Genomic DNA, 15,433 nt, shown 5'->3' with positions numbered 1-15,433 from the left:
TGCTTTATTGTTCCTTTTAATAGTTAACTGCACCAACTGATTTTATCTGTTAGTGATTATACAGGCAAATATTTTATATTTAGATTAGAGTTTGATTTAGAAATTGCATTGAAATGGGAAATTTTTAGAGAAGTAATTAATGGTTAACTTGGAGAGATTATTATGCTAATAGCATAACTCAAATTTAAACTTCAACTTTCGCTCACTTATTAAGCAAGCGAAAGTTAAGATTAATAGTTTTTAACCTATTGATTATTATAGGAACTACCATAACGTGGAGAGGCGCTTATTTGTTTACCATTACTTACTAAACGAACATGTTGGCCTGTATAAAATTCATTAGGAGAGCCTTTTTGCACGATAACAATATTACCGCCGTTTTCTCGCTCAATTTCTAACTCGACAGCATTTGTTTGGCTAGTTTTATCTTCAATTGCACTACCAATTACTGCACCACCAATGGCGCCTGTAGCAATAGCTAACGCTCTACCAGTACCATTACCAATGGTATTACCTAACACACCGCCAATCACAGCACCACCTAGTGAACCGACAACGTTTTCATTTTTACCATTTGTAGCATTGGTCTGAATTTTGACTGGACGTACAGATACAATAGTACCGTAACTAACTTGTTGAACTTGTTTTGCTTGATCAGTTGTATAGACATCACCTGAATATATATCACTATTGGTGCAACCAGAGAGAAGTGAAACTAAGATAGCTGCCGTGACAATTTTTTTCATAATTTATTCCTCATATTATTGAGCATGAGCAAGCTCATACATTTTAAGCATAATATTCTTTTACAAAAACGACAATATGCTTTTCATTATTTTATCAAATGATAATACTATTTATTATCAAGTTGAGTTATACTCAGCTCAATAGTTTATCTACCATACAATTAGTATATGAAACGGTTATTTTTTCATTTAATATTATCAGTTATGATATCCGCCTGTCATAATATAAACTAATAACAGAAATTAAAAAAGCAATAGCCTAATCAATAAATGCTACTTGCTTGTCTAATGAAGTAAACAACAATTTACATTAACCCGACAACTTTGCAATGCAAACGAGTCCAGTAGATTAATTTATAGGCATAACTAACATAATGAAAACTATCGAAATTGACGAAGAATTATACCATTTTATCGCATCACAAACAAAACATATTGGTGAAGATGCATCCAGTATTTTGCGACGTTTATTAAAAATAAATCAACCCGTTAAAGCTAAGACTAACATTGTTTCTCAACCTGAAACTCAATATACATTATTTAATGATTTATTAGATAGTGATTTGTTTATTAACGAAAAGTCAATCATTAGCCGTTTTATATTACTACTTGGCGCACTTTATAACTATAATCCCGCCCTTTTTTCGATAGCGGCCACTTCTTTACATGGTAGTAAACGACAATATTTAGCAAAAGATAAAAAATCTTTAGAAACATCAGGTAAAAATACCAAGCCTCGCGAAGTTATCGGAACACCTTATTGGGTTATTAGTAATACTAATACGGCTAGAAAAATGTATATACTAGAATCAATAATGAGTGATATGGGCATTTCAGAAAGTATGATAAACCAAGTTATTAATATTTTTTCAGCACAAATAAAATAAAACATTCACTATATATATTAAATAGCTAACAATTGCTAACATAAATATAAATTTGGATGTGGATATAAAATTTTGGAAAAAGGAGTATAAAATGGCAAATCACAGCCGAGCAGGATTATTAGCAAAGCCAGCCGATTTGATTAATGTTGAAACTTTGAAAAATAATTATTATCAGATTAGCCCTAACCCAGAAAATGCCAGTCAATTAGTGATTTTTGGCACCTCAGGTCATCGAGGTAGTGCAAATAAAGGTACATTTAATGAGGCGCATATTTTAGCTGTTGCTCAAGCAATCGCCGAATACCGTAAAGCCAACAATGTCACAGGCCCGTGTTTTATTGGTCAAGATTCACATGCTCTGTCCGAATTAGCTTTAAAATCCGTGCTTGAAGTTTTCGTTGCAAACGAGCAAACGGTAATTATCGCGCGTGATTGGGGATATACGCCGACACCGGTTATTTCACATGCCATTCTGACATTTAATCAAGATAAACAATCACAACTTGCCGACGGTATTGTCATTACCCCTTCACATAATCCCCCTGAAGATGGTGGTATAAAATATAATCCTACTAATGGTGGACCGGCTGATACCGATATTACGAAACAGATAGAAAATCGCGCTAATGAATTACTCAAAAACAACCTTAATGGTGTAAAGCGTGTTACGTTAGAAAAAGCACTTAACTCATCTTATATTCATACCAAAGAATATGAAACAGATTATGTTAATGATCTGGAAAATATTTTAGATTTGGCATTAATTAAATCCTCAAATTTAAATATAGGTGTCGATCCATTAGGTGGTGCGAGTGTCACTTATTGGCCGCGTATTGCTGAAAAATATGGTATAAACCTCAATATTGTGAATAATAAAATTGACCCGACTTTTAGTTTTATGCATTTGGATCATGATGAAGTGATTAGAATGGATTGCTCCAGCCAATGGGCAATGGCGGGTTTATTAGAGTTAAAAGATAAGTTTGATTTAGCATTTGGTAACGATACGGATTCTGACCGTCATGGAATTGTAACGCCTAAAGGATTAATGAACCCTAACGCTTATCTTTCAACTTGCGTTAACTATCTTTTCCAAAATCGCCCACAATGGAACAAAGATATTGCTATTGGTAAAACATTGGTCACCAGTTCAATGATAGATCGCGTAGCAAATAGCCTTAATAAAACATACTTAGAGTACCCTGTAGGTTTTAAATGGTATGCTGATGCGCTTTATAACGGCAAATTAGGATTCGCAGGTGAAGAGAGCGCGGGCGCATCGTTTTTAAGAACAAACGGCAAAGTTTGGACAACAGATAAAGACGGTATTATTCTTTGTTTGCTTGCTGCGGAAATGACAGCTAAAATCGGCAAAAATCCTCAAGAACAATACCAAGAACTTGAAGCCAAATTTGGGATATCTTATTATGGACGAATTCAAGCTCCTGCAACGTTTAGTGAAAAACAAAAACTATCTAAACTTGATGCAAGTCAGTTAACCACTGACAAACTTGGAGGAGAAAAGATAACTCAGTGCTTAACCACAGCACCCGCTAACAATGCACCAATCGGTGGACTAAAAGTTATCACAGAAAATGGTTGGTTTGCCGCTCGTCCATCTGGTACAGAAGATGCTTATAAAATCTATGCTGAAAGCTTTATCAGTAATGATCATTTAGCGACTTTACAGAAAGAAGCTCAAGAAATCGTAGCCAAGGCAATAAAATAACCATATATATGATGGTTATTTACCCCCCCAAAAAAAGAAAAAATAGCAGTCGTTATGGCTGCTATCTTGTTTTTATAAAAAGCATTTCTAATTATTTTTTTCAGTAAAATTATTAGAAATCCTTGTAATGAAAGTTACCATTAAAAAGATCATTCTGAACACTTTGAATTATTATTTTTGCGTTGGAACAATAAGGTGTTTATTGAAATGAAAGAACCTGACAAAGAATTTGGATAATTTTAGAAAGATTGCAACTTTTATTGAGAGTTATAAATTATCGTATTATTAATTATAAAAATTTAATATTAGCCTAATGAATTATTTATATTACCGATTTTTAAATTATTATTCTTAAAAAATTACTCTTTATATTTCAAATATCTCGTTAACCTGTATTAAAATATTGCAATCTTGATATTTTAAAAATATTTAGTCGGCTTCTCCTGGTATTTTTTCGTTTTCACCAATTTGAATAACTTCTGCAGCCGTTTTACCATCAATTTTGCTTTTGATAATCTCTTGTTTCTTTTTCTCATCACCCGCTGCTTCAATAACTGAATTAATCATAATTCTACCAATTGAGAGATTAAATGATTGTAACTGTTCGCCTTGAAGTTCATTTACCATCTCAGAAATCGATTTTTGTAGATTTTCTGAAGATGATGCATCAATGGTTTTATCACCACAACCTGTTAATAATACTACTGAAATTAACGCAATTAATGACTTTCTCATTTCCTATTTCCATTTATCCTTATAATATACTGATTACGAGTTAATATTATAGATAATTTGATTACAGATCAAATTATTTACGCAAAAAAATAACTTGAAAACTCATTAATTTAATTAAATTTTTTAAATAGAGCATCGAAAATTATCTAATGGCAATATCTATTAAATTTTTTAAATTATAATTTGGTAGGATTATCCATTAAAACGGTAACGTTAAGATAGACTAAGTTACATTAGCAACCAATCCATTAAAAATAGACAAAACCAATTGCAACGAAAGAATTTTACTGAATGATAATGTTATGCATAAAAAAGAATTTTTGTAAAAAATATTCAGGAGTCTATACCGTTTCATTTTTTTAATCTTCAATTCAATGTTTAAGTATGAATCATAGTTAAAACAAAGAAAGATAAAAAATACGGTGTTGTAGTACCATTGATTAAAGGGACTTAAGAAGTCCCTTTAGTTTTGAAAAATTTTAATGATGACAAGCGATATCTATTTTAAAATGCCTAAAATCAAACTACCCTAGAAAAGAGATATACTAAAATTATACCCCAGCTCGATAGTTAGGTGGCTCTTTGGTAATTAAAACATCATGTACATGGCTTTCTTTCATACCTGCGCCAGTGATGCGATAGAATTTCGATTTAGTGCGTAATTCATCAATGGTTGCACAACCGGTTAATCCCATACAAGAACGTAATCCTCCCATTTGTTGGTGGATGATTTCCTTTAAGAAACCTTTATAAGCAATACGTCCTTCGATGCCTTCTGGCACGAGTTTATCAGCAGCATTATCCGTTTGGAAATAGCGATCGGAGGATCCTTTCGCCATTGCACCAAGCGATCCCATACCACGATAAGATTTATAAGCTCGACCTTGGAACAATTCAATTTCGCCAGGAGCTTCTTCAGTGCCTGCAAACATAGAACCGACCATAACACAAGCGGCACCCGCAGCTATAGCTTTGGCTATATCTCCAGAAAAACGGATGCCACCATCGGCAATAACTGGAATATTGTGCTTTTGTGCCATCTCAACTGCATCCATAATTGCACTAATTTGTGGTACACCCACGCCAGTAACAATACGAGTAGTACAAATTGAACCTGGACCTATCCCTACTTTAACAGCATTTACGCCAGCATCAATAAGTGCTTTAGCTCCCTCTGCTGTAGCGACATTACCTCCGATAATTTGTAGATCAGGATAGGCTTTTCGTGCTTGACGAATACGTTCTAACACACCCTCAGAGTGACCATGTGATGAATCAATTAATAACACATCGACGCCAGCTTCAACTAATGCGGCAATACGTTCTTCATTTCCTGCCCCCGCACCCACTGCGGCTCCCACACGCAAGCGCCCTTTTTCATCTTTACATGCATTAGGTTTTTGTTCAGCTTTATTATAATCTTTGACGGTGATCATACCTTTAAGATGAAATTTCGAATCAACAACTAACACTTTTTCGACGCGATGTTCATGCATTTTTTTTAAAACAATTTCACGTTGTTCGCCTTCTTTTACCGTAACTAAACGTTCTTTCGGAGTCATTACCGCAGTAACGGGCAGTGATAAATCAGTTGCAAATCGAACATCTCGTGCAGTAATAATACCCACTAATTCTTGTGACTCAGTCACAACAGGAAAACCAGCAAATCCATATTCTTTCGCTAAATCGATTACTTGTTTGATAGTGGCTGTTGGTAAAACAGTTACCGGATCTTGCACAATCCCGCTTTCATGTTTTTTCACTCGTCTTACATGATTAGCTTGGTTCTCAATCGACATATTTTTATGGATAAAACCAATTCCACCTTCTTGCGCAAGTGCAATGGCTAAATCAGATTCAGTAACGGTATCCATTGCTGCTGAAAGCATTGGAATATTTAGTTTAATGGTTTGGGTAAGTTGCGTACTGATATCAGCAGTATTCGGTAAAACAGTGGAATGGGCTGGGACTAATAACACGTCATCAAACGTGAGGGCTTCTTTTACTATACGAGACATGACAATATTCACCATTGAGTTGAGTTGTTGATAAAATATTGCCGATGCATTCTACTCACTTTTGCGCAAAAAGACCAGCGGTATTTAAGAAAAATTCCTTAGCAGAATTATCCACTAAGGAAAAAATAAAAATTTGGTAAATTAGATAAATATATTGATCACTAAACAACCTACTAATCCACACACCGAAATGACCGTTTCTAGCAAAGACCACGATTTCATGGTTTCGGTAATGCTAAGGTTAAAATATTCTTTAAATAACCAAAATCCAGGATCATTAACATGAGAAAACACCACGCTACCTGCTCCAGTCGCAATCACCATCAATTCCGGACTCACGCCTGTAGAAGCGATTAATGGGAATACAATGCCACCTGCAGTTAATGCCGCAACCGTTGCCGAACCAAGCGCTAATCGCAATAATGCAGCAATTAACCAAGCCATAATAAGTGGTGATATATTAGATGCATGCATCATCTCTTCAATATAAACTTTAACGCCACTATCAACTAAAACTTGTTTAAAGGCGCCACCGCCACCAATAATCAATAACATCATGGCGATGATTTTAATTGAATCCGCTAAAGTCGTATTAATTTGAGCCATTGAACGCCCACGGAAAATGCCAAAGGTAAACACCGCGACAATAACTGAAATCAATGTAGCGATAATTGGATCACCAAAGAATTCAACATAAGGCAGAATCAAATGTCCTTTTGGTAAAGTCATTTCACATACTGCTCGAATTGACATGAGTACAACTGGAATTAAAGCAGTAAATACACTGACAACAAAACTTGGCATCTGTTCATCAGTAAATTGTTTTGAATTATACAATCCGTCTTCAATCGGGTGATTAATGGCTCGTATAAAAGGCATTTTGGCAAGTACAGGGCCGGCTAAAATTACAGTTGGAATACCTATGATGGTACCGTAAAGTAAAGTGCGTCCCATATCAGCTTTAAATATTTCGGCAATAGCGGTTGGACCAGGGTGAGGAGGTAAAAAACCATGAGTAACAGATAAGGCCGCCGCCATAGGAATACCAATATATAATGGGGAGATACGAAGGGTTGCTGCAATGGTTAATACAAGCGGTAGCAATAAAACAAAACCTACCTCATAAAATAAGGCAAAACCAACAATAAAACCCGTTAGTGTAACAGCCCATTGTATTTTTTTATCACCAAATGTATTAATTAACGTTGTTGCAATGCGCTGTGCACCACCACAATCCGCTAATAGTTTACCCAGCATGGCACCAAAACCCATAATTAATGCTAAGCTACCCAGTGTTCCCCCTACTCCATTTTTTATGGATTGAACCACTGCCATTATGGGCATACCTTCCATGATACCAACACTTAAGGCAACAAGAATCAAGGCAATAAAACCATTGACGCGCAGCGGCAACATTAAGACAAGTAATAAAGCTACGCCTATAGCTATAATGATTAACGGCATGAATATTTCCTCTAGAATAATCTGACATGTTATCGGTAACATTTGGAATTATAGAGGAAAATAAAAAAAATAATGGAAAAAATGTCTAAAATGAGAATTAGATCACATTTTACAAATTTGAGTTTTTTTGGGCTGTCAAAATGTAGTTAACATCAATGTTTGGTCCCAACTTAAATTCATTTTTGAGTATGTGATATTCCATGCCTATGATATCTTCAACATCCAATTTCGCTTGTTCTACCCAATTCATTAATTCTGATGGACGAATGAATCGGTTAAAATCATGAGTTCCTTTTGGTACCATGCGAGCGATGTATTCTGCGCCATAAATTAGCAATAGTTTAGCTTTGTGATTACGATTTATAGTAGATAAAAAGAGTTTGCCATTCGGTTTAAGTAGCGTTGCACAAGCTTGGATAATCGAAAATGGATCCGGTACATGTTCTAATAGTTCCATACAGGTAATGACATCATAATAAGTAGGATGTTCTTTAGCATGATCTTCAACGGTTTGCTTTTGGTAATTAATAACTAAGTTATTTTCTTTTGCATGAAGCTGGGCAACGGCCAGTGATTCATCTGCCAGATCAATCGCTGTAACATCAGCGCCTAATTTTGCAAGACTTTCGGATAGAATGCCTCCCCCGCAGCCGACATCTAATATTCGTTTATTTTCTAAACAACCTACCTGTTGTTTAATATAATCCACACGTAAAGGGTTGATAATATGGAGAGGTCTGCATTTGCCATTTGGATCCCACCACTGAGCTGCTAACTGAGAAAATTTACTTATTTCATTGAAATCAATATTTTGTGTCATGGGATCTTGTTTATCCAAAAATTTAATTAATCAGACTCTATTTTATGTCATGGTTGGCGTGAATAAAAGAATAAAATTAAATGCAATATCAATAAAATACGAGTGAGTGATGAGTATATTTAAAATAAAACTTTTATATAATCAACTCAATAAGGTTTATTACAATAAATAATTCTAATGTTAAAATAGACAGTCACATTAAAATTTATAATGAATTCTTGTTTCCCCTTGTATTTCATGGCATGATTTGCAATTTTATGCTTTTGATAAAGTAATGGTTAGACATTAATTAAAGCGACAATTAAATAATTATTTTGAGGGCAAGGTAAATATTCATGAGTACAGGTACTATGAAAAAAAATCACTCTCAGTGGAGCTCACGCATGGGATTCATGCTTGCTGCTGCTGGTTCTGCTGTTGGGTTAGGAAACATTTGGAAGTTTCCATATATGGCGGGCGAAATGGGGGGTTCAGCATTTGTGTTGACCTATTTACTGTTTATGTTTTTAATTGGCTTGCCTATTTTGGTCTTGGAATGGTTAATTGGTCGTCGTGGACAAAAAAACCCAATTCATACTATGGAAGATGTGGCTGTTTCTGAAGGCCGTTCTAGATCATGGAAATGGGTAGGCATTATAGGTGTACTCGGTTCATTTTTAATTCTTTCATTTTATAGCGTGATTGGTGGCTGGGCAACAGACTACATCTTTTTAGCAATTAAAGGAACTTTTAATGGGGTTGATGGTGCGGGCACAGGTCAAATCTTTAAAAACTTTCTTGACAACGTTGACAGCCTATTAATATGGCATACCGTTTTTATGGCGGCTAATACTCTCATTGTTGCTTTAGGCGTTGGCGCTGGTTTAGAGCGATCATGTAAAATCATGATGCCAGGCTTGGGTATATTACTACTGGTGCTAGTTGGCTATGCTGCTTATGTAAGTGGTCCATCTTTTGGTCAAGCATTTAAATTCTTATTTACCCCAAATTTGTCAGCGCTAAATGGCACCGCAATTTTAGCAGCATTAGGTCATGCCTTTTTTAGCTTATCATTAGGTATGGGCATAATGATGGCATACGGTTCTTACCTTGGTAAAGATGTAAATTTACTATCAACCGCGCGTACAGTGGTGATTTTAGATGTAATAGTAGCAATGCTATCGGGTATGGCGATATTCCCTCTTGTATTTGCCAACGGTTTAGAAGCGGGTTCTGGTCCTGGGCTTATTTTTGTTACACTTCCAATTGCCTTTGGAAATATGGCTGGAGGAGCTATTTTAGGCTGTTTATTCTTTATCTTCTTAACTTTTGCTGCGTTAACTTCTTCAATATCATTACTTGAACCAACAGTTGAACTATTGGAAGAAAAAACCCATATGGGACGTAAAACAGCAACAGTGGTAAGCAGTGTTTTCATCTGGGCGTTAGGTATTGCTTGTATTTTGTCATTTAATGAATGGTCAAACGTAAAATTATTTGATAAAAACATTTTTGATTTACTCGATTATTTAACGAGTAAAATCATGTTACCGGTTACCGGCTTAGGTACGGTAGTGTTTGGAGCATGGATGATGAATCAAAAACGTATCCGTGAAGAGTTAAACTTAAATGAATTTTGGTTCAATATTTGGACGGTATTATCTCGATTTATTGTTCCAGTGGCGGTGATTTTAATTCTTATTTATGGATTTATTTAAATAATATCAAAATTACATAATATAGATTATAAGCCTTGATATCCATCAAGGCTTTTTTAAACCCCTTATTTAACAAAAAACAGACAAACAATTAATAAATTTTACTAACTTGTATTGAAATCCTATTTTTTATTCCCATATAGCAATACAACAATAAATCAAACCATTATATTAATATTATTCAGTAAATATTAACGACTAAAGCTGCATAATAAATCGATAAAAATCATATAGTTTTGTCGATAATAACGTTATGCAGCAGATAGCGTGAATTGAATTAACTAAATATAGTAGAGGAACTAGTCAATGAGTAAGCAAGGCACTGAAACTCGTGGATTTCAATCTGAAGTTAAACAAATTCTACATTTAATGATCCATTCTTTATATTCCAATAAAGAAATCTTTTTAAGAGAACTAATTTCCAATGCATCAGATGCAGCTGATAAACTTCGTTTCAAAGCATTAGAAAACCCAGATTTATATGCAGGTGACGGCGAACTTGGAGTGCGCATTTGGGTAAATAAAGAAGCCGGTACCCTATCGATTTCTGATAATGGTATCGGTATGACGCGTGATGAAGTCATCGAAAATTTAGGAACCATTGCAAAATCAGGCACCAAAGCATTTTTAGAATCCATTGGAAGCGATCAAGCTAAAGATAGCCAATTAATCGGTCAATTCGGGGTTGGTTTTTACTCTGCCTTTATTGTTGCTGACAAAGTTACAGTGAGAACCCGTGCAGCAACCGCCAAAGCTGACCAAGCCGTTATGTGGGAATCAGCGGGTGAAGGTGAATATACCATTTCAGATGATAATAAAGAAACTCGCGGTACCGAAATCACTTTACATTTAAAAGAAGATGAGAAAGAGTTTTTAGATGATTGGCGTCTACGTTCCATTATCAGTAAATATTCTGATCACATTTCATTACCTGTTGAAGTGCAAACCACTGACGAAGAAAGTAAAGAAGTCAAATGGGAAAAAGTTAATAAAGCTCAAGCACTTTGGACACGTAGTAAATCCGATATCACTGATGAAGAGTATAAAGAATTTTATAAGCACCTGTCACATGATTATGCTGATCCATTAAGTTGGAGCCATAACCGAGTTGAAGGTAAACAAGAGTACACCAGTTTACTGTATATTCCAGCTAAAGCACCGTGGGATATGTGGAATCGTGATAATAAACACGGATTAAAATTATATGTTCAACGTGTATTTATTATGGATGATGCTGAACAATTCATGCCGAACTATTTACGTTTTGTGAAAGGTTTAATTGATTCAAATGATCTTCCATTAAATGTATCGCGTGAAATTCTACAAGATAACAAAATCACCCAAAGTTTACGTAATGCGTGTACTAAACGCGTACTACAAATGCTTGAAAAATTAGCCAAAGATGATAAAGAACAATATCAACAGTTCTGGGGTGAATTTGGTTTAGTATTAAAAGAAGGTACAGGTGAAGACTTTGCTAACCGTGAAGCGATAGCTAAATTATTACGTTTTGCTTCAACCCACACTGATAGTGATGCACAAACTGTATCGTTAGAAGATTACATCAGCCGTATGCAAGACGGTCAAGAAAAGATTTACTACATCACAGCGGACAGCTATGGTGCTGCAAATTACAGCCCTCACTTAGAGCTATTCCGTAAAAAAGGTATTGAGGTATTATTATTATCCGATCGTATTGATGAATGGATGATGAGCAACCTAACTGAATTTGATGGTAAACAATTCCAATCAGTCAGTAAATCAGACGAATCTATTGAAAAACTAGCTGATCAAGATAGTGAAGAACAAAAACAAGTTGAAAAAGAACTTGAGCCATTTATTGAAAGAGTAAAAACAGTATTAGGTGATAAAGTTAAGGAAGTTAAAATAACTCATCGTTTAACTAACACACCTGCTGTTGTCACAACTGCTGCTGACGAAATGAGCACACAAATGGCCAAATTGTTTGCTGCTGCTGGACAAAAAGCACCTGATATCAAATATACGTTTGAAATTAATCCAGATCATAAACTGGTGAAACGTATAGCAGATACTCAAGAAGAAAGTGAGTTCACTGATTGGGTTGAGTTATTACTTGATCAAGCATTACTTGCTGAAAAAGGTTCATTAAGCGATCCAAGTAAATTTATTCAAACTATGAATAAGTTATTAGCACAAGAATAAATAAAACATAAAATTGCGCCCCGATAAGATTGACTTAATCGGGGCTTTTTTATAGCTACTTTGGTTCATTGATAGAAAAAGAATTTATTGGCAACTAAATTCTGGCAAAAGTTTGATATTAATCACACTTTTTTAATTTTTTGCTTTTCATTTTTATTTAGCTATTCATAATAAAAAAAATTAAAAATTATCCTTAATTTAATGAAAGTTCATAAAATATTAAATAATAATGTAATTGTTACACTGGATGATAAAGGAAAAGAGTTAATCCTTACTGGGCGAGGTATTGGTTTTAAAAAACGCGAAGGTGATTTAATCGATATCAATCTGATCGAAAAACAATTTTCTTTAGATAACAAAGATATATTGCCTAAATTTAATGAATTACTTTCTGAAATTCCTTTGGAGGTGTTAACCACTTCTCAAATTATAATCAATCATGCTAAAGAATTTATGGAAAGTAAACTGCAAGACAGTATTTATATTTCACTTACTGATCACATCCATTTTGCTATTGAACGCCACAAGCAAGGATTTGATATTCCTAATGGCTTTTTATGGGAAATCAAGAAATTCTATCCGAAAGAGTTCCAAATTGGTCTTTATGCATTATCCATCATTAAAAAACGCCTTGGTATAGAACTACCAGAAGATGAAGCAGGCTTTATTACCTTTCATATTATTAATGCACAACTAAATGGCACCATGCCCAATATTGTCAATATGACCAAAATCATGCGCGAAATACTTAATATTGTTAAATATCATTTCAGCATTGAATATGATGAAGATTGCCTATCTTACCAACGATTTGTAACACATTTAAAATTTTTTGCGCAACGAATATTAAGTAAAGGAACACAAACGCAACAAGATTCTTCACTATACGAAATTGTTCGCCAAAAATATGATCAAGCTTACTTATGCACTAAGCAAATTGATTTACATCTGATTCAACAATATCAACACCCACTTACTGATGATGAAAGTTTATACTTAACTATTCATATAGAACGGTTGAGAACTGAATTAAAAAAACCATAAATGTGAGATATATCACAATTTATTAATCACAGTCTGAGAAGTCATACCATGCCATAAAAAATTATGCTAATCTAAACATCTCATTTACTGGATTGTTATTGCATAGTAAATTATTACTATGTAAGCAAAACCTAGATCTCTTGATAATAAGAGATCTAGGTTTTTTTTTGCGCTATTTAAGCGTTAAACAAATAAGGATAAGGAATGAAAAACAAAGAACTTGCCGAATCAATCATTAATAAAGTTGGTGGAAAAGACAATATCACAAGTCTAGTTCATTGTGCTACTCGTTTACGTTTTGTATTAAAAGATGACAGTAAAGCTGATGCAGAATCACTCAAAAAACAAAAAGGTGTGATTACTGTCGTAAAAAGCGGGGGACAATTTCAAGTAGTAATTGGCAATCATGTTGCCGATGTATTCAGTGACATAATGCAATTAACCAATCTTAATGAAAATAATACAACCAATGCTGCCCCTGATAAAAAAATGGGAGTTTTTTCAAAACTAATTGATTTAGTTTCCGGTATATTTATTCCTGCGTTAGTTGTAATCGTCGCCGGAGGTATTTTTAAGGGGATAATCGCTTTATTGCAAGTTGAAAACATTGTCTATGAGGGTTCTCCAACTTATAACTTCTTGTTCGCAATTGCGGATGCGCCATTTTACTATTTACCGGTCATTTTAGGTTTTTCAGCTGTTAAAAAGTTTGGCGGAAATCCCTACGTTGGTATGGCATTAGGTGGAGCATTAGTTCATCCCAATATTGTTGGCATGCTAGGTGGTGCATTTGAAATACAAACTTCATTATTTATGATACCTATTAAATTGATTCCTTATGCATCGTCAGTGTTCCCTATCATTATCGCTAGCTGGTTCTATTCGTTATTAGAACGTAATTTTAACAAGATTATGCATGATTCATTTAAAAAATTCATTGCCCCATTGCTTGGTATCATCATTACCGTACCATTAACGTTTGCCGTTATTGGTCCAGTTGTATCATTTTTAAGTGATATTGTGGCTGCTGGTATCATCTACGTTTATCAACTTAACTCAGTAGTTGCATCGATGATTTTAGCCGGACTTTGGCAAGTAATGGTTATTTTTGGAATTCATTGGGGGATGGTACCATTTGCAATGAACAATTTTACCCTTTACAACGAAGATTTTATGATGCCTATCTTGTTCCCTGCAGTATTTGCGCAAGTCGGTGCAGTATTAGCGGTCATGTTACGCAGTAAAGACCCACAAATGAAAGCGTTAGCCAGTTCGTCGGTATTATCAGGCATTTTTGGTGTAACAGAACCGGCTATCTATGGAATTAATCTACCATTAAAACGCCCATTTGTGATTGGCTGTATCTCAGCAATGATTGGCGGTGGTATTGTTGGTTATTACCATTCGGTTATCTATTCATTCAGCTTTATTAGTATTTTCTCATTCTTACAATTAATTCCGCCAACTGGAATTGATGAAAGATTCTATGCGGTGGTATTTGGTTCTCTCATTTCATTCGGTGTTTCAACAACTGTAACTTACCTGTTTGGTATACCAAAAGATAAAAAAGCAGCCGATGAAAATCAAACTCAAAAAAATGAAGATAAAAAACAAACCGATGAAGTTAAACAAGTCGACACTATCACTATTTCAAGCCCAATGACAGGTAAAGTGATTCCATTAACTCAAGTTAATGATCCTACTTTTGCTGGTGAACTAATGGGTAAAGGTTCGGCAATCATCCCAACAATTGGTCAAGCATTAGCACCAGAAGACGGAGAAGTGGTATCTCTATTTAGAACCAAACATGCTATTGGATTTGTAACTGATACAGGCGCTGAAATACTCATCCATATCGGTATCGACACCGTTAAATTAGATGGACAACATTTTGAAGCACACGTTGAAGCGGGTAGTAAAGTTAAAAAAGGCGATCTATTAGTCAGCTTTGATATTGAGGCCATTAAACAAGCTGGATTTGAAGTCACTACCCCAATAATCATAACTAACAGTGATGACTATAAAGATGTGCAAACTATTTTTATGCAAGATGATATTCAATCTGGCGATGCATTACTAGCATTAAACAAATCCGAAAATAAGGAGTAA

Annotated in this window: 11 protein-coding genes; 6 read left to right on the top strand and 5 right to left on the bottom strand. The window is 34.7% G+C overall.

Features of this window, described 5'->3' with window-relative positions; translation table 11 throughout:
- Window positions 1-245: 245 nt before the first annotated feature.
- Window positions 246-749 (bottom strand): glycine zipper 2TM domain-containing protein, encoded by a 504-nt coding sequence (locus H3S73_RS11760; protein ID WP_198228134.1) that lies wholly within the window; start codon window positions 747-749, stop codon window positions 246-248.
- A 371-nt stretch (window positions 750-1,120) separates the two neighbouring features.
- Between H3S73_RS11760 and H3S73_RS11755 the strand changes: the two genes are divergently transcribed.
- On the top strand, window positions 1,121-1,633 hold the full coding sequence (locus tag H3S73_RS11755; RefSeq protein WP_086326061.1) for a hypothetical protein: 513 nt from the start codon (window positions 1,121-1,123) through the stop codon (window positions 1,631-1,633).
- A gap of 91 nt (window positions 1,634-1,724) precedes the next feature.
- Window positions 1,725-3,362, top strand: a complete 1,638-nt coding sequence (gene pgm, locus H3S73_RS11750; RefSeq protein WP_198236728.1) for a phosphoglucomutase (alpha-D-glucose-1,6-bisphosphate-dependent) — start codon at window positions 1,725-1,727, stop codon at window positions 3,360-3,362.
- Window positions 3,363-3,791: 429 nt separating this feature from the next.
- On the opposite strand, the gene H3S73_RS11745 is transcribed toward pgm, so the two are convergent.
- The 4 genes from H3S73_RS11745 to ubiG form a co-directional block, all read right to left on the bottom strand.
- A complete protein-coding gene (locus tag H3S73_RS11745; RefSeq protein ID WP_198228038.1) occupies window positions 3,792-4,097 on the bottom strand; it encodes a DUF6694 family lipoprotein in 306 nt (101 codons plus the stop codon).
- 551 nt (window positions 4,098-4,648) lie between these two features.
- Entirely contained in the window at window positions 4,649-6,115 is a 1,467-nt protein-coding gene (gene guaB / locus H3S73_RS11740) for an IMP dehydrogenase (protein WP_086327057.1), read from the bottom strand.
- Window positions 6,116-6,256: 141 nt separating this feature from the next.
- Window positions 6,257-7,621, bottom strand: a complete 1,365-nt coding sequence (gene gntT / locus H3S73_RS11735; RefSeq protein WP_370528808.1) for a gluconate transporter — start codon at window positions 7,619-7,621, stop codon at window positions 6,257-6,259.
- A 67-nt stretch (window positions 7,622-7,688) separates the two neighbouring features.
- A complete protein-coding gene (gene ubiG / locus H3S73_RS11730) occupies window positions 7,689-8,399 on the bottom strand; it encodes a bifunctional 2-polyprenyl-6-hydroxyphenol methylase/3-demethylubiquinol 3-O-methyltransferase UbiG (RefSeq protein ID WP_198236730.1) in 711 nt (236 codons plus the stop codon).
- 335 nt (window positions 8,400-8,734) lie between these two features.
- Between ubiG and H3S73_RS11725 the strand changes: the two genes are divergently transcribed.
- The 4 genes from H3S73_RS11725 to H3S73_RS11710 all read left to right on the top strand — a co-directional run bounded on the left by H3S73_RS11725 (window position 8,735) and on the right by H3S73_RS11710 (window position 15,433).
- Window positions 8,735-10,096 (top strand): sodium-dependent transporter, encoded by a 1,362-nt coding sequence (locus H3S73_RS11725; protein WP_198236731.1) that lies wholly within the window; start codon window positions 8,735-8,737, stop codon window positions 10,094-10,096.
- 306 nt (window positions 10,097-10,402) lie between these two features.
- A complete protein-coding gene (gene htpG, locus H3S73_RS11720; RefSeq protein ID WP_144090971.1) occupies window positions 10,403-12,280 on the top strand; it encodes a molecular chaperone HtpG in 1,878 nt (625 codons plus the stop codon).
- A gap of 201 nt (window positions 12,281-12,481) precedes the next feature.
- Window positions 12,482-13,324 carry a BglG family transcription antiterminator LicT gene (gene licT, locus H3S73_RS11715; protein WP_198236732.1) on the top strand — a complete coding sequence of 281 codons (843 nt, stop codon included), beginning with the start codon at window positions 12,482-12,484 and terminating at the stop codon, window positions 13,322-13,324.
- A 204-nt stretch (window positions 13,325-13,528) separates the two neighbouring features.
- On the top strand, window positions 13,529-15,433 hold the full coding sequence (locus H3S73_RS11710; protein WP_198228026.1) for a beta-glucoside-specific PTS transporter subunit IIABC: 1,905 nt from the start codon (window positions 13,529-13,531) through the stop codon (window positions 15,431-15,433).

Origin of the sequence: Gilliamella sp. B14384G12 (assembly GCF_016101825.1) — a bacterium.
GTDB classification, from domain to species: Bacteria; Pseudomonadota; Gammaproteobacteria; order Enterobacterales; family Orbaceae; genus Gilliamella; species Gilliamella apicola_N.
This window is presented reverse-complemented; position numbering and strand designations above follow the sequence as displayed.

Bases quoted from the DNA above. Each gene is read 5' to 3' on its own strand.
- H3S73_RS11755 (WP_086326061.1), top strand. From the start codon at position 1,121: ATGAAAACTATCGAAATTGACGAAGAATTATACCATTTTATCGCATCA.
- pgm (WP_198236728.1), top strand. From the start codon at position 1,725: ATGGCAAATCACAGCCGAGCAGGATTATTAGCAAAGCCAGCCGATTTG.
- H3S73_RS11745 (WP_198228038.1), bottom strand. From the start codon at position 4,097: ATGAGAAAGTCATTAATTGCGTTAATTTCAGTAGTATTATTAACAGGT.
- guaB (WP_086327057.1), bottom strand. From the start codon at position 6,115: ATGTCTCGTATAGTAAAAGAAGCCCTCACGTTTGATGACGTGTTATTA.
- gntT (WP_370528808.1), bottom strand. From the start codon at position 7,621: ATGTTACCGATAACATGTCAGATTATTCTAGAGGAAATATTCATGCCG.
- ubiG (WP_198236730.1), bottom strand. From the start codon at position 8,399: ATGACACAAAATATTGATTTCAATGAAATAAGTAAATTTTCTCAGTTA.
- H3S73_RS11725 (WP_198236731.1), top strand. From the start codon at position 8,735: ATGAGTACAGGTACTATGAAAAAAAATCACTCTCAGTGGAGCTCACGC.
- htpG (WP_144090971.1), top strand. From the start codon at position 10,403: ATGAGTAAGCAAGGCACTGAAACTCGTGGATTTCAATCTGAAGTTAAA.
- licT (WP_198236732.1), top strand. From the start codon at position 12,482: ATGAAAGTTCATAAAATATTAAATAATAATGTAATTGTTACACTGGAT.
- H3S73_RS11710 (WP_198228026.1), top strand. From the start codon at position 13,529: ATGAAAAACAAAGAACTTGCCGAATCAATCATTAATAAAGTTGGTGGA.